Below are 14,588 nucleotides of genomic sequence, written 5' to 3' on the forward strand. Positions count from 1 at the left end.
CGATTAACGGAGCGTATTGCCGAAGGTGTTGCACTGGGCCGGATCGCCGCTGTCAAAACCCCGTTTGAACCAGGTATAGCGCTGCTCGGAAGTGCCGTGGGTAAAACTGTCCGGCACCACTCGGCCCTGGCTTTGCTGCTGCAGGCGGTCGTCCCCAATGGCTTCAGCAGCATTGAGCGCTTCTTTCAGGTCACCTGAATCAAGCACCTGCTGTTTCTGCATGCTGTTCCCCCAGACGCCGGCGAAGCAGTCGGCCTGAAGTTCCATTTTTACCGACAGGCGATTAGCTTCGGCCTGAGAAGCATTCTGCTGCAGCTGGCGCACTTTCGGTTCAATACCCAACAGCTTCTGCACGTGATGCCCCACTTCGTGAGCAATGACGTAGCCCTGGGCAAAGTCGCCGCCCGCCCCAAGTTTGTTGCGCATATCATCGTAGAAGGAGAGGTCGATATAAACGGTGCTGTCCGCCGGGCAATAGAACGGCCCCATCACGGACTGGCCGGTACCACAGCCGGTGCGCGTTGCCCCGCGGTACATCACCAGCTTAGGCTGCTGGTAGGTACGCCCCATCTTCTGGAAAATTTCACCCCATGTATCTTCGGTTGTCGCCAAAATGACCGAGGTAAATTTGGCGGCTTCGTCGTCTTTCGGGCTGATGGAGCGCTGCTGGGAAGACTGCTGAGAAACCTGCGGCTCGCCGGACAGGAAGGAAGTAAGATCGACGCCGTAATAGCTTGCCACAATGACCACGACCAGCAGCACCAGCCCGCCTTTTCCGCGTGGGATGCGAAAACCGCCGCCGCCCATGCTCATTCCAGGGCCAGAGGCGTCATTGCGCCTGTCTTCTACATTGTCGCTTTCGCGACGTCCTTGCCAACGCATACGCTCGTCCTCATTAACAATCACAACATGTAATGGATAGATCGTAGGTGGTTACCGGCAGGATTACCATAAGAACAGACAGCGAAAAAACAGGGTGCGCAAAAACGCACCCCATTGCGCAACGTAAACGATTGCGTAGTTAGTCTAATTTAACGCCGAGACGGTGAGCAACTTCCTCGTACGCTTCAATCAGGCCACCCAGACTCTGGCGGAAACGGTCTTTGTCCATTTTATCAAGCGTTTGCTTGTCCCACAGGCGGCTGCCGTCCGGGGAGAATTCGTCACCCAGCACCACTTCGCCTTTGAACAGCCCAAACTCCAGCTTGAAGTCAACGAGGATCAGGCCAGCGTCATCAAACAGCTTGCTCAGTACGTCGTTAGCTTTGTAGCTCAGTTCACGCATGCGGGCCAGATTCTCTTTGCTCACCCAGCCAAAGGTTTCGCAGTAAGATTCATTGACCATAGGGTCATGCATGGCGTCGTTTTTCAGGAACAGATCGAACAGCGGCGGGTTCAGCTCAATACCTTCTTCAATACCAAGGCGCTTCACCAGTGAACCCGCGGCGCGGTTACGAATCACGCACTCTACCGGCACCATGTCGAGTTTCTTCACCAGCACTTCGTTGTCAGAAAGCAGCGCTTCCATCTGGGTCGGGATACCCGCTTCTTCCAGTTTGGCCATAATGAAATGGTTAAACTTGTTGTTTACCATGCCTTTACGGTCGAACTGCTCGATGCGCGCCCCGTCACCTGCTGACGTATCGTTACGGAATTCGAGCACCAACAGATCCGGATTTTCGGTACTGTAAACGGTCTTCGCTTTGCCGCGATACAACTCAGCTTGCTTTTGCATCTTTCTTACTCCAGGTATAGCGATCGCTTGCGCAATCGAGGGGGGTTAATACATAAGGCTTAAATAACAAGGGCCGGAATTAACCGGCCCTTGAGTATTACTTGCTGAATGCTGCCTGGAAGACAGCGACCAGTGCATCGTTCTGAGACTGCGTCAGCGGGTGCCCTTTCGGATCGATGAACTGCAGGCTGCTGCGGTTATCGAGGTCGCCAACCTGCAGCTTATAGTCGCCGTTGGTGAGCCCAGGATCTTTCGCCCCCAGATCACTCCAGCTGCTGTCAGACAGCGCTTTGTAGGTTACCGCGATATTGCCCTGAGAGCGGGTTGTATCGGTGACCTTCATGCCCACTTTTTCAAGCGCGGCCGGCAGGCGGTTCCACACGACGTTGAACGGCGCACGAACGACCAGCATTGGCAGCCCGGTATCATCCGCGGCACTCTGCACGTCAAGCTGCGCTGAGCTGCGGTTGTCCAGCGCATTCTGGCGGGTCGTTTCAGACTTATCGAGACCGGCACTGATGATGTTCAGCATTTGCGCGCTATAGCGCTGCAGAGATGAAGCATCCGCCACCGGCTTGCCGCCCTGCTCCAGGTTCAGCAGCTTAACGACGACTGACTGCTGGTAGCCCTGAGGCTGCACGCTAATCTGGTAGCGGCCACGATACTGGACGTCTTCGTCAGCGCGGTTCCACTGAACCCAGTCGGTTGTCAGGGTCTGGCTGGCATCGTTGCGCTGGGCAATAGCGTAGTTCCCGGCTTGCAGGATACTGACCACCTGAGGCCAAAGGCCGCTTGCCTTGTTAGCTTCAACCTGCAGCGTGGCGGTATCACCGGTGAACTGAGTACGAGCCCCGTTCACCAATGCCAGCGCCTGCGCCGGCGGGCGAATATCCAGCTGCTTGCCTACAGCACCGCTGCCGTTGGTGACCGGAATGTTGTAGTCGCCATTCTGAATCGGCAGGATCATCCCGGCCGGAGAGTGGATTTCCGCAAGTGGGGTCGCATCCAGGTAGGACTCATCGCCGCTAACCTGACGCTTGTAACGCTGATCGGAACTGCACGCCGCTAACAGCATGGCGAGCGAAACAACAGCAACTTTTGCCACCGTCGACTTCTGTACTGAGTAAGCCATCAAATCTCCCTAAGCTTTACAGCAGACCGGCATGCTTAAGCGCGCTGATAATCACCGGGCGACTGGCGTCGGTCAGCGGCGTCATCGGCAGGCGTAAGGTGTCGGTTGCCACAAGACCCAACTCCCTCGCGGCCCATTTCACCGGGATAGGGTTAGGTTCTACAAACAATTTATGGTGCAGCGGCATCAGACGCTGGTTAATTTCGCGAGCCTGTGCAAATTGCCCTGAGGTGGCAAGTTTACACATTTCTGCCATTTCACGCGCGGCTACGTTTGCCGTCACGGAAATCACGCCGTGGCCGCCAAGCTGAATGAAGTCCAGCGAGCTGGCGTCATCACCGCTCACCAGGATGAAGTCATCTTCAACCAGCTCTTTGATCTGGTTTACGCGGCTTAAGTTCCCGGTGGCTTCTTTGATACCGATAATATTTTTGATTTTCGCCAGGCGGCCAACGGTTTCCGGCAGCATGTCACAGCCGGTACGCGACGGCACGTTATACAGCATCTGCGGCAGATGGGTGCTTTCAGCAATCGCTTTAAAGTGCTGGAACAGGCCTTCCTGAGTAGGACGGTTGTAATACGGGGTGACCGTCAGGCAGCCCACAATGCCGCTGTCCTGCAGGTGATGCGTCAGGGAAATCGCTTCGGAAGTGGCGTTAGCCCCGGTACCGGCAATGATCGGGATACGCCCGTCCGCCAGTTCCACGGTAAGCTTCACTACGTCGACGTGTTCGTCGTGGCTTAAGGTAGCCGATTCGCCGGTAGTCCCTACCGAGACAATCGCCGATGTTCCGCTGGCGACATGGTAATCAATCAGTTTTTTCAGGCTGGACCGGCAGACATTACCTTTCTCATCCATCGGCGTAATTATCGCGACAACACTTCCCGTAAACATTAGCCACCCTCTGTGCAAACATGTTCTCCAATGTTACGTTTGGTGCCATAGCAAAAGCAAGCCGCCAGAAGGCGCTAAGCGGTTGGCAGCATACTTTTTTTATGCTTTCCTAATGTGAATCTCACCGATTGACAGGAAGAACACGTTTGACACCCTCATCACACCATTATTTGGTTATCACAGCCCTGGGGGCGGACCGTCCGGGTATCGTCAATACCATCACACGTCACGTAAGCAGCTGCGGCTGTAATATCGAAGACAGCCGGCTGGCGATGCTGGGTGAAGAGTTCACCTTTATCATGCTGCTTTCCGGCACCTGGAACGCGATAACCCTGATCGAATCCACTCTGCCGCTAAAGGGCGCCGAACTCGATCTGTTAATTGTGATGAAACGCACAACCGCGCAGGAAAGACCGGCCACGCCGGCCACGGTTTGGGTGCAGGTTGAAGTGGCAGACTCGCCGCACCTGATTGAGCGATTTACCCATCTGTTTGATACCCATCAAATGAACATTGCCGAGCTTGTTTCCCGCACTCAGCCCGCTGAAAACGGCGTGGGGCCACGTCTGTATATTCAGATCACGGCCCACAGCCCCGGTTCACAGGATGCGACAATTATCGAGCAAGCGTTTAAAGCCCTATGTACAGAACTGAAAGCAGAAGGCACTATTAACGTGGTTAACCCACAGCAAGATGATTAAAGACGGAGAGTAGTGATGAGCCCACTGAAAGCCGGTGATATTGCACCGAAATTTAGCTTGCCCGATCAGGACGGCGAACAAGTAAATTTAACCGACTTCCAGGGACAGAGAGTTCTGGTTTATTTCTATCCAAAAGCGATGACACCAGGCTGCACCGTGCAGGCATGTGGTTTGCGCGACAACATGGATGAGTTGAAAAAGCGTGGCGTGGAAGTGCTGGGCATCAGCACCGACAAGCCGGAAAAACTTTCCCGTTTTGCCGAGAAAGAGCTGCTTAACTTCACCCTGCTTTCTGATGAAGACCACGAGGTTTGCAATCAGTTTGGCGTGTGGGGCGAGAAATCTTTTATGGGTAAAACCTACGACGGCATTCACCGCATCAGCTTCCTGCTGGACGGCGACGGTAAAGTGGAAAAGGTGTTTGACGATTTCAAAACCAGCAACCACCACGATATCGTTGTGAACTGGCTGACCGAAAACGCCTAAGTACAGATAAAGAACAGATAAAAAAGCCGACATCTTAGTCGGCTTTTTTCTTCCTGTTACTCCCGACTCGTCGCGTCATCCACCGCTGAAGCATCCGGCCAGGCGTGAACCACGGCTTTAATCAGCGTTGCCAGCGGGATTGCAAAGAACACGCCCCAGAATCCCCACAGCCCGCCAAAAATCACCACTGACAGAATAATCACCAGCGGATGAAGATTCACCGCCTCCGAGAACAGCACCGGCACCAGCAGGTTGCCGTCCAGCGCCTGAATAATCAGATACACGCCAAAGAGCGTCCAAAACTCAGTGCCCAGGCCAAACTGGAACAGCGCCACGCAAATCACCGGAATAGTGACCACAAACGCGCCGATGTAAGGAATTAGCACCGAGAAGCCAACCAGCACCGCCAGCAGCAGCGAGTAATTCAGCCCGAAAATAATAAAGCCGATATAGGTCGCCACGCCCACGACAATCATCTCCAGCACTTTGCCGCGAATATAGTTGGTGATTTGCTGGTTCATCTCCAGCCAGACTTGCCCGGCCAGACCACGGTTGCGCGGCAGAACACGGCGCACGGCATTCAGCATCTGCTCTTTGTCCTTCACCAGGAAGAACACCATCAGCGGCACCAGAATCAGGTAAATAGCCAATGTCAGCAGCCCAACCAACGACGCCAGCGAGAATTTCACCACCTGGTCGCCCATGCCGGAAAGCCGACTGCGAACGTTTTCGGCCATGGCGTCAATAATGCCCGCATCCACCAGCGCCGGATAACGCTTCGGCAATGTGGCGGCAAAATCGGAAAGTTTGTTGAGCATCCCCGGCATATCACGAATCAGGTTGATGCCCTGCTGCCAGGCGACGGGCGCCACAAACAGCACCATCAGCAGCAAAATGCCGACAAACAGCACCAGCACAATGGTGGTGGCCCACGTTCGGGAACAGCCAATACGCTCGAGGCGCACCGTAGGCCACTCAAGCAAATAGGCCAGAACGATGGCAACCAGCAGCGGTGCCAGCAGACCGTGCAGGAAGAACAGGATGCAAAAACCCGCCACCAGAATAACCAACAGGGCAATCGCCTCCGGGTCGCTGAAGCGACGGCGATACCACTGCAACAACATGTCGAGCATACATCCCTTCCGTGAAGTTTTTTTTGATGCCGAATTGTATCGAAATGTCACCGCAAAGACTTTGCTTTTTACGGCGGATTACAAAGGAGAATCCACCAAATAAAATCTTCGCAGCTTCAACGCCCTACAGTACACTTCTTTAAGCGAACAAACTTGTACTCATCGTGTCAAAATCTGACAACGACTAAACGGGACAGTAGTTATGGTTAGGCAGTTGAAAAAGACCCTGATTGCAACACTTACGGCCTCACTGCTGGTAGGAACCCTACTGCCAGCGCGCGCGGATGTGACTGACCAACTCCCAGATATGGGAACATCCGCGGGCAGCACGCTGTCTATCGCGCAGGAAATGCAGATGGGCGATTTTTACGTCCGCCAGCTGCGCGGTAGCGCCCCGCTGATTAACGATCCGCTGCTGACGCAGTACATCAACTCACTGGGCATGAGGCTGGTTAGCCACGCCAATTCGGTGAAGACCCCGTTCCACTTCTTCCTGATCAACAACGACGAAATCAACGCCTTCGCCTTCTTCGGCGGCAATGTGGTACTGCACTCGGCGCTGTTCCGTTATGCCGATACGGAAAGCCAGCTGGCTTCTGTTATGGCTCACGAAATCTCCCACGTCACCCAGCGCCACCTCGCGCGTGCGATGGAAGATCAAAAGAAAAATGCGCCCCTGACCTGGGTGGGAGCCTTAGGCTCAATTCTGCTGGCAATGGCCAGCCCCCAGGCCGGGATGGCCGCCCTGTCCGGAACGCTGGCCGGGACGCAACAAGGCATGATCAGCTTTACGCAGCAAAATGAGCAGGAAGCTGACCGCATCGGTATTCAGGTACTCCAGCGTTCGGGGTTTGATCCTCAGGCGATGCCTGGCTTCCTCGAAAAGCTGCTCGATCAGGCCCGCTACTCCTCTCGTCCACCGGAAATTCTGCTGACCCACCCATTGCCGGAAAGCCGCCTGGCGGATGCCCGCAACCGCGCCAACCAAATGCGCCCGGTGGTGGTTCAGTCCTCGGAAAGTTTCTACATGGCAAAGGTTCGCACCCTGGGGATGTATAACTCGGGCCGCAATCAGCTAACCCCGGATCTGCTGGATGCCTGGTCAAAAGGCAACGTGCGTGAGCAAAACGCGGCGCAATATGGTCGCGCGCTGCAGGCTTTGCAGGCGGATAAATACGACGAGGCAAGAAAAACGCTTCAGCCACTGATTAGCGCCCAGCCGGGCAACCCGTGGTATCTCGATCTGGCCACCGATATCGATCTCGGCCAGCACAAAGCCAACGACGCGATCAACCGGCTGAAAAACGCCCCGGACCTGAAGAATAACCCGGTGCTGCAGCTGAACCTCGCCAATGCTTACCTGGAAGGCGGGCAGACCGCCGAGGCAGCAACGCAGCTTAATCGCTACACGTTCGCTCACCCTGACGACACCAACGGCTGGGATTTATTGGCTCAGGCTCAGGGGAAACTGGGCAACCGCGATCAGGAGTTAGCGGCTCGCGCCGAAGTCATGGCGCTCAATGGCCGTCTGGATCAGGCCATTTCAATGCTCAGTAGCGCCAGCTCGCAGGTGAAACTCGGCAGTCTGCAGCAGGCGAGGTACGACGCCCGGATCGATCAGCTGCGCCAGCTTCAGCAGCGCTTTAAACCTTATATGAAGATGTAACAGGAGTCCGTATGTCCACGAAGGTCGAAATTTATCACAACCCGCGCTGCTCCAAGAGCCGTGAAACGCTGAACCTGTTGAAGGAAAAGGGCGTCGAGCCAGAAGTAGTGCTCTACCTTGAAACGCCGCCTGACGCAGCTACCGTCAAATCACTGCTGAAGAAACTGGGCTTTACCAGCGCCCGGGAGCTGATGCGCCGCAAAGAAGACTTGTACAAAGCACTGAAGCTGGACGACGCCAGCCTCAGCGAAGAAGCGCTCATTCAGGCGATGATTGAGCACCCGAAACTTATCGAGCGCCCAATCGTACTGGCCAACGGCAAAGCCCGCATTGGCCGCCCGCCGGAACAGGTGCTCGAGATCCTCTGACCTGCCCCGCCCGTTCTCTCTCCGGGAACGGGTTAGCCGCTCACCGGCACAATTTTCAGCTCAGCCAGCCCCACGCCAATCTTACGCGGTTCATGCCCCAAAATATTGCCTTCGTTGGACAGCTGCGGCTTCGGCGGCTCAATAGTCAGCACTTTGCTGCCTGCCGGGTTATAAAAACGTAGCGTGATGGTAGAAAGCTGGTCGCCAAAAGTAATGGTTTGCTCTTCATCACCGACCTTCACCGAAACCGGCTCGCCGACGTTTGGCCCAAAGGCTTTGGCCACCAGCACCAGATCAAACGTGGTCGGCAGCGGATCCTGATACTCAATGGTCACCACGGGCGCCATATTGGCGTTCGACCATCGGCCCCAGGCTTCCGGGCGTGAAATGCCGCTGAACTGCTTCACGCTTTGCGGCGCCCCAGCCACGTTAAAGATAAAGCTGTCCGCCTGGTAGCGAATGTTGTTCTCATCCGCCTTCAGCAGAGCCACATTATTTTTGAAACGATCGTTACTCAGCGTTTGCTCGTCAAACTGCACGTTGTATTCATCCAGCGGTTTGTCCACCAGCCGTACCGTTGGCTCTCCACCAAGCTGCCCCTGGGCCACGCACAGCCCGGTAGAAAGCGCGAGCTGCGGTTCCCACAGGCGCGCCATTTTGTAGCAGCGGTCAGCCCAGATAAACCGGTCATCGCTTTTAAAATCCGCCAGCTGATAGCGCAGCGGCGCGGAGTACTCGCTTTCCGGCAGCGGTTCAATTTTGCCTTTACCGATTTTCAGCAATAACGGCAGCTTGAAGTGCGCGCCAGAATAACTGAACGTGCTCTTCTTCTGATCGATGCTGTAGCGGCTGATGGTTTTCGGGAAGTTCCACAGATCGATCACGTCCGGTTTCCACTCGGTAACCTTCTCTTTCAGGTTGGTAAAGACCATCGACAGAGACTCGCCCGACAGGCTGCTGCGCCCCAGGCCGATGTAGTTCCCCCCGCCGAGGATATCCAGCACCGTCGCGCCGTTATCCATCGTGTTACGCTTCACGGCTTTTATTTCCGCCTGCGGTTTATCGCCGCGAATGACAAAGAACAGGTTCTGCCTGTCCTGCTTCGTCAGGTATTTATACGCCGTGTTGTTCATCGCCAGATGGTCGGAAGAGACCACGATCACCGTGTTACGGAAATACGGCGAGGCTTTGATTTTGTCTATCAGCGCCGCGATATGCTCCTGGCTGCAGGAAACGGCGCTGAAAGATCGGTTTTCTTTGCCCCCGTAGCTGTAGCTGCGGCGGTTACATGTTCTCGAGATAAAGCCATCGGGGTGATGCGTGTCGACCGTCAGGGTAAACAGCGAGAAACGCTTCCCGGCTTTAGAAAGCTCGATAAACTTGTCATAAGCTTCGTCCAGCACCGTATCGTCGTAAAAGCCCCAGTTATTCTTGTAATTCGGGTCCGCCACCATTCCCTTCAGCTCCTGCGCGCCGTACATATGCTCGAAGCCGTGGGACTGCAGGAAAATGTCTTTACCCGCAAAGCGCAGGTCCGCGCCCTGGATAAAGTAGTTTTGATAGCCGGATGCCTTAAGAATATCCCCGAGGCAGATGTTCTTCGGGAAGAAGCTCGACATTGACGCCGAGGAGTTCCCCTCGAAAGGTGCAAACAGCGGGATACCGCACTGCGAGGCCACAATGCCCGCAATGGTGTAGTCCATCCCCGCCATCTGCCCGGTATGGCTGAAATCTATTGCCTGGCTTTTCAGAGCGTTCAGCTCGGGCGCTAAGCCGGGAAACGTCTGCTCATCAAAATAGGTGCGTTCCAGACTTTCGCCGTAGATATAAACCAGGTTGAGCTTCGGCTGTTTAATGGTGCCTTCCGGGACTTTATACCAGTCGGCAAAGTCAGACGCGCCGGTGCGGGTCTGGGATTTAATCAGCGACACCACCTGCTGGTAGGCAGGCGTTGTTTTGATTGAAAACAGGGCCAGAAACAGCGCCAGGCACTGTAGCCCAAATGATGAGGATGATTCTTCCGGCGTAAAATCCAGGTCAGACCGCCAAAAATCGCAATCAACCCCACGGCGAGGCCCAGCCCAGGCAAAATGTATTTGCCGACGCCCGCGCCTGTCATGCTGCTGGTGAGCGTATAGAGCACCGCGTCGTTAATGCCTTCGCCGGTAAAATAATTACTGGCCAGCAACGTCACGTTGAGCACGATAAACAGGCCGAGCATCAGCAGGATGATCGACAGCCACCAGATATTTCGACCCGCCTTTACCGCATATACGGCAATAGCTGCCAAAAACAGCACCAAAGAAAGCAATTCGGACAATGCAAATACCTCAACCCTCGCGCGGCCTGGCGCGATTATTCATGCAGAAAAATAACAGCCGGTAATTTAACCTTACCGTCATATAGCTGCAATTCCCCTGACATTACTTTGCTCACCACCTCGACTTTTCAGAATATCCCGCGAATTTTAGGACTGATGACCTTTAATAGTTTTCAACGATTACAACCATCGCTACTACAACGAACCGGGGAATTGACCTTTTTAAGGCTAAAGTGCTGTAATTTCGCCGCTGTTATAATTTTTTAAAGTGGAATTGTAACGCGCAACACCGGCCACCCCCGCAACGGGTGGCCTTTTTTATGCCCGCCGCATAGCTGTTAGGAAATACCTCTTGATTCAATAAAGCCTACCCATTAGTGACGCAGTTCAAAATTCGGTACCTTTCTCCCATCGCAAAACGGAGGAAGTTTAGATGTCTTTAATTAATACCAAAATCAAACCATTCAAAAACCAGGCTTTTAAAAACGGCGAATTCGTTGAAGTTACGGAAAAAGATACCGAAGGCCGCTGGAGCGTTTTCTTCTTCTACCCGGCTGACTTCACTTTCGTTTGCCCGACCGAACTGGGCGACGTGGCTGACCATTACGAAGAACTGCAGAAACTGGGCGTAGACGTGTATTCCGTTTCTACCGACACCCATTTCACCCACAAAGCGTGGCACGGCAGCTCTGAAACCATCGCTAAAATCAAATACGCGATGATCGGCGACCCAACCGGCGCGCTGACCCGTAACTTCGAAAACATGCGTGAAGACGAAGGTCTGGCAGACCGCGCTACCTTCGTGGTTGACCCACAGGGCATCATCCAGGCTATCGAAGTGACCGCCGAAGGCATTGGCCGTGACGCGTCTGACCTGCTTCGTAAAGTGAAAGCGGCTCAGTACGTCGCTTCTCACCCAGGCGAAGTTTGCCCGGCTAAATGGAAAGAAGGTGAAGCGACTCTGGCTCCATCTCTGGACCTGGTCGGCAAAATCTAAGTTTTACCCGCGTTACCCTCTTTTATTTTACGGCTGCTCCGGCAGCCGTTTTTTTCTCGCCACCAGGGAGACTGACCATGCTCGACACAACAATGAAAACCCAGCTCAAAGCCTATCTTGAGAGACTAACGAAACCTGTTGAGTTGATTGCCACGCTGGACGACGGCGCGAAATCATCTGAAGTAAAAGAACTGCTGGCAGACATCGCTGAGTTATCCGACAAAGTTTCTTTCAGCATTAATAACGACCTGCCGGTGCGCAAACCGTCGTTTTTAATCACTAACCCAGGCTCAAGCCAGGGCCCGCGCTTTGCCGGCTCTCCGCTGGGTCACGAATTCACTTCCCTGGTGCTGGCTTTGCTCCAGGTCGGCGGTCACCCGTCCAAAGAATCTCAGGATCTGCTGGCGCAAATCCGTGAGATCGACGGTGACTTCCACTTTGAAACCTATTATTCCCTCTCCTGCCACAACTGCCCGGACGTTGTGCAGGCGCTGAACCTGATGAGCGTGCTGAATCCGCGCATCACCCATACTGCTATCGACGGCGGCGTTTACCAGAATGAAATTCAGGCACGCAATGTGATGGGCGTGCCTGCCGTGTTCCTGAACGGCAAAGAATTTGGTCAGGGCCGCATGACGCTGGCTGAAATCGTGGGCAAAATTGATACCGGCGCAGAAAAACGCGCGGCGGAAGCGCTGAACCAGCGTGAGGCTTATGACGTGCTGATCGTCGGCAGCGGCCCTGCGGGCGCGGCGGCGGCGGTCTATGCGGCGCGTAAAGGCATCCGTACTGGCCTGATGGGCGAACGCTTCGGCGGCCAGGTGTTGGATACCGTGGATATCGAAAACTACATTTCCGTGCCGAAAACCGAAGGCCAGAAGCTGGCGGGCGCGCTGAAAGCCCACGTGGACGACTATGACGTGGACGTGATCGACACCCAAAGCGCCAGCAAGCTGATCCCGGCCAAAACCGAAGGCGGCCTACATCAAATTCAAACCGCGTCCGGCGCTACGCTGAAAGCGCGCAGCATTATCGTGGCGACCGGCGCGAAATGGCGCAACATGAACGTGCCGGGTGAAGATCAGTACCGCACCAAAGGCGTGACCTACTGCCCGCACTGCGACGGCCCGCTGTTCAAAGGCAAGCGCGTGGCGGTCATCGGCGGCGGGAACTCCGGCGTGGAAGCGGCCATTGACCTGGCGGGTATCGTCGAGCACGTCACCCTGCTGGAATTTGCTCCGGAAATGAAGGCTGACCAGGTTCTGCAAAACAAAGTGCGCAGCCTGAAAAACGTCGACATCGTGCTCAACGCCCAGACGCTGGAAGTGAAAGGCGACGGCAGCAAAGTGACCGGCCTGCAGTATAAAGACCGCGTGACCGAAAGCGTGCATGACGTTGCCCTGGCCGGCATCTTCGTGCAGATCGGCCTGCTGCCGAATACCACCTGGCTGGAAGGCAGCGTGGAGCGCAACCGCATGGGTGAGATCATCATCGACGCAAAATGCGAAACCACTGTGAAGGGCGTGTTCGCCGCAGGCGACTGCACCACCGTGCCTTACAAACAGATCATCATCGCCACCGGCGAAGGCGCGAAAGCCTCCCTGAGCGCGTTTGATTACCTGATTCGCACCTCAGCCCCGGAATAAAGCACCTGCCAATCAGGCCGCGCCACAGCGGCCAGCCATAAAAAAAGCGGCCTGTCATAGGCCGCTTTTTCACGTTATAAATCTTACTTACGACGCCAGGTCGTGCCACCCGCGCCGTCTTCCAGCACAATGCCCATCTCGTTCAGGCGGTCACGCGCCTGGTCCGCCAGCGCCCAGTCTTTCGACTGACGCGCATCGTTACGCTGCTTGATCAGCGCTTCGATTTCCGCCACTTCGCCGTCGTCCGCCTGCGCGCCGCCCTGCAGGAACTGCTCCGGATCCTGCTCCAGCAGGCCCAGAATTGCGGAGAGCTTACGCAGCGCCGCCGCCAGTCCGTTTGCCGCCGCAAGATCTTCCGCTTTAAGGCGGTTCACTTCGCGGGCCATATCGAACAGCACGGAGTAGGCTTCCGGGGTGTTGAAGTCATCGTCCATCGCTTCGCGGAAGCGGGCTTCGAAGGCTTCGCCCCCGGCTGGCGCCACGCTACTGTCGGTCCCACGCAGCGAGGTGTACAGACGCTCCAGCGCCGAGCGAGCCTGTTTCAGGTTCTCTTCACTGTAGTTGAGCTGGCTGCGATAGTGGCCGGACATCAGGAAGTAACGCACGGTTTCCGCGTCGTAATACTTCAGCACGTCACGCACAGTAAAGAAGTTACCCAGGGATTTGGACATCTTCTCGCGGTCAACCATCACCATCCCGGAGTGCATCCAGGTGTTGACGTACTCGCCGTCGTGGGCACAGGTAGACTGCGCGATTTCGTTCTCGTGGTGCGGGAACATCAGATCGGAGCCGCCGCCGTGAATATCAAAGTGGTTGCCCAGCTCTTTGCAGTTCATGGCGGAACATTCGATATGCCAGCCCGGGCGGCCTTCGCCCCACGGAGACGTCCACGCAGGCTCGCCTGGCTTGGACATTTTCCACAGCACGAAGTCCATTGGGTTGCGCTTAACGTCAACCACGTCCACGCGTGCACCCGCCTGAAGCTGATCCAGATCCTGGCGAGACAGCAGGCCATAATTCGGGTCGGTCAGCACCGAGAACATCACATCGCCGTTTTCCGCCACATAGGCGTGATCGCGGGCCAGCAGCTGTTCAACAATTTCGATGATTTCCGGAATGTGTTTGGTCGCACGCGGCTCGCTGTTCGGGCGTGAAATGTTCAGCGCGTCGAAATCTTTGTGCATTTCGACGACCATGCGGTCGACCAGCGCCACAAAGTCTTCGCCATTTTCATGGGCGCGCTTAATGATTTTATCGTCGATGTCGGTGATGTTACGCACGTAGTTCAGCTCATAGCCGAGGGAACGCAGGTAGCGCGCCACCACGTCGAACGCAACAAAAGTACGGCCATGGCCGATATGACAGAGATCGTAAACGGTGATACCACACACGTACATGCCTACCTTTCCGGCATGAATAGGTTTGAATTCCTCTTTTTGGCGAGTCAGTGTATTAAATATTTTTAACATCAGGGGATTCCATGTAAGCGTGTGGAAGAATACTCCCGGT

12 protein-coding genes and 1 pseudogene are annotated in these 14,588 nt (G+C 55.3%); 6 read left to right on the top strand and 7 right to left on the bottom strand.

Going from position 1 to position 14,588, the window contains the following annotated elements:
- Positions 1–3: 3 nt before the first annotated feature.
- The 4 genes from ypfJ to dapA all read right to left on the bottom strand — a co-directional run bounded on the left by ypfJ (position 4) and on the right by dapA (position 3,762).
- Entirely contained in the window at positions 4–882 is an 879-nt protein-coding gene (ypfJ, locus tag AAIE02_RS12200) for a KPN_02809 family neutral zinc metallopeptidase (RefSeq protein ID WP_034809797.1), read from the bottom strand.
- A 139-nt stretch (positions 883–1,021) separates the two neighbouring features.
- Complete coding sequence (purC, locus tag AAIE02_RS12205) at positions 1,022–1,735, bottom strand: phosphoribosylaminoimidazolesuccinocarboxamide synthase (RefSeq protein WP_008460193.1); 714 nt, start codon at positions 1,733–1,735, stop codon at positions 1,022–1,024.
- A 97-nt stretch (positions 1,736–1,832) separates the two neighbouring features.
- Complete coding sequence (gene bamC / locus AAIE02_RS12210; RefSeq protein WP_008460194.1) at positions 1,833–2,867, bottom strand: outer membrane protein assembly factor BamC; 1,035 nt, start codon at positions 2,865–2,867, stop codon at positions 1,833–1,835.
- A gap of 16 nt (positions 2,868–2,883) precedes the next feature.
- Positions 2,884–3,762, bottom strand: coding sequence for a 4-hydroxy-tetrahydrodipicolinate synthase (gene dapA / locus AAIE02_RS12215; protein ID WP_008460195.1), 879 nt, complete (start codon positions 3,760–3,762; stop codon positions 2,884–2,886).
- Positions 3,763–3,908: 146 nt separating this feature from the next.
- On the opposite strand from dapA, the gene AAIE02_RS12220 reads away from it, so the two are divergent.
- Both AAIE02_RS12220 and bcp read left to right on the top strand, forming a co-directional pair.
- Positions 3,909–4,463, top strand: coding sequence for a glycine cleavage system transcriptional repressor (locus AAIE02_RS12220; RefSeq protein ID WP_008460196.1), 555 nt, complete (start codon positions 3,909–3,911; stop codon positions 4,461–4,463).
- 15 nt (positions 4,464–4,478) lie between these two features.
- A complete protein-coding gene (bcp, locus tag AAIE02_RS12225; RefSeq protein WP_008460197.1) occupies positions 4,479–4,949 on the top strand; it encodes a thioredoxin-dependent thiol peroxidase in 471 nt (156 codons plus the stop codon).
- A 56-nt stretch (positions 4,950–5,005) separates the two neighbouring features.
- Here the strand turns inward: bcp and AAIE02_RS12230 are convergent, their stop codons facing one another.
- Positions 5,006–6,082, bottom strand: a complete 1,077-nt coding sequence (locus tag AAIE02_RS12230) for an AI-2E family transporter (RefSeq protein ID WP_008460198.1) — start codon at positions 6,080–6,082, stop codon at positions 5,006–5,008.
- 202 nt (positions 6,083–6,284) lie between these two features.
- Here AAIE02_RS12230 and bepA point away from each other — a divergent pair, with 202 nt between their 5' ends.
- Positions 6,285–7,748, top strand: a complete 1,464-nt coding sequence (gene bepA / locus AAIE02_RS12235) for a beta-barrel assembly-enhancing protease (protein WP_008460199.1) — start codon at positions 6,285–6,287, stop codon at positions 7,746–7,748.
- Positions 7,749–7,759: 11 nt separating this feature from the next.
- Positions 7,760–8,116: an arsenate reductase (glutaredoxin) gene (gene arsC / locus AAIE02_RS12240; RefSeq protein ID WP_166990681.1), complete on the top strand. Its 357-nt coding sequence runs from the start codon at positions 7,760–7,762 to the stop codon at positions 8,114–8,116.
- A gap of 32 nt (positions 8,117–8,148) precedes the next feature.
- Here the strand turns inward: arsC and opgB are convergent.
- Positions 8,149–10,436 (bottom strand): annotated as a pseudogene (opgB, locus tag AAIE02_RS12245) (phosphatidylglycerol--membrane-oligosaccharide glycerophosphotransferase).
- Positions 10,437–10,869: 433 nt separating this feature from the next.
- On the opposite strand from opgB, the gene ahpC reads away from it, so the two are divergent.
- Together ahpC and ahpF are read left to right on the top strand one after the other, a co-directional pair.
- Positions 10,870–11,433 (top strand): alkyl hydroperoxide reductase subunit C, encoded by a 564-nt coding sequence (ahpC, locus tag AAIE02_RS12250; RefSeq protein WP_008460202.1) that lies wholly within the window; start codon positions 10,870–10,872, stop codon positions 11,431–11,433.
- A 77-nt stretch (positions 11,434–11,510) separates the two neighbouring features.
- Complete coding sequence (ahpF, locus tag AAIE02_RS12255) at positions 11,511–13,079, top strand: alkyl hydroperoxide reductase subunit F (RefSeq protein ID WP_008460203.1); 1,569 nt, start codon at positions 11,511–11,513, stop codon at positions 13,077–13,079.
- Positions 13,080–13,162: 83 nt separating this feature from the next.
- Here the strand turns inward: ahpF and cysS are convergent, their stop codons facing one another.
- Complete coding sequence (gene cysS / locus AAIE02_RS12260; RefSeq protein WP_008460204.1) at positions 13,163–14,548, bottom strand: cysteine--tRNA ligase; 1,386 nt, start codon at positions 14,546–14,548, stop codon at positions 13,163–13,165.
- Positions 14,549–14,588 lie beyond the last annotated feature (40 nt).

It is taken from the genome of Cedecea sp. Ae19-4 (genome assembly GCF_059801165.1).

What these genes read in the sequence shown, in the direction of transcription:
- ypfJ (WP_034809797.1), bottom strand. Translation starts at nt 882, where the DNA reads ATGCGTTGGCAAGGACGTCGCGAAAGCGACAATGTAGAAGACAGGCGC.
- purC (WP_008460193.1), bottom strand. Translation starts at nt 1,735, where the DNA reads ATGCAAAAGCAAGCTGAGTTGTATCGCGGCAAAGCGAAGACCGTTTAC.
- bamC (WP_008460194.1), bottom strand. Translation starts at nt 2,867, where the DNA reads ATGGCTTACTCAGTACAGAAGTCGACGGTGGCAAAAGTTGCTGTTGTT.
- dapA (WP_008460195.1), bottom strand. Translation starts at nt 3,762, where the DNA reads ATGTTTACGGGAAGTGTTGTCGCGATAATTACGCCGATGGATGAGAAA.
- bcp (WP_008460197.1), top strand. Translation starts at nt 4,479, where the DNA reads ATGAGCCCACTGAAAGCCGGTGATATTGCACCGAAATTTAGCTTGCCC.
- AAIE02_RS12230 (WP_008460198.1), bottom strand. Translation starts at nt 6,082, where the DNA reads ATGCTCGACATGTTGTTGCAGTGGTATCGCCGTCGCTTCAGCGACCCG.
- bepA (WP_008460199.1), top strand. Translation starts at nt 6,285, where the DNA reads ATGGTTAGGCAGTTGAAAAAGACCCTGATTGCAACACTTACGGCCTCA.
- arsC (WP_166990681.1), top strand. Translation starts at nt 7,760, where the DNA reads ATGTCCACGAAGGTCGAAATTTATCACAACCCGCGCTGCTCCAAGAGC.
- ahpC (WP_008460202.1), top strand. Translation starts at nt 10,870, where the DNA reads ATGTCTTTAATTAATACCAAAATCAAACCATTCAAAAACCAGGCTTTT.
- ahpF (WP_008460203.1), top strand. Translation starts at nt 11,511, where the DNA reads ATGCTCGACACAACAATGAAAACCCAGCTCAAAGCCTATCTTGAGAGA.
- cysS (WP_008460204.1), bottom strand. Translation starts at nt 14,548, where the DNA reads ATGTTAAAAATATTTAATACACTGACTCGCCAAAAAGAGGAATTCAAA.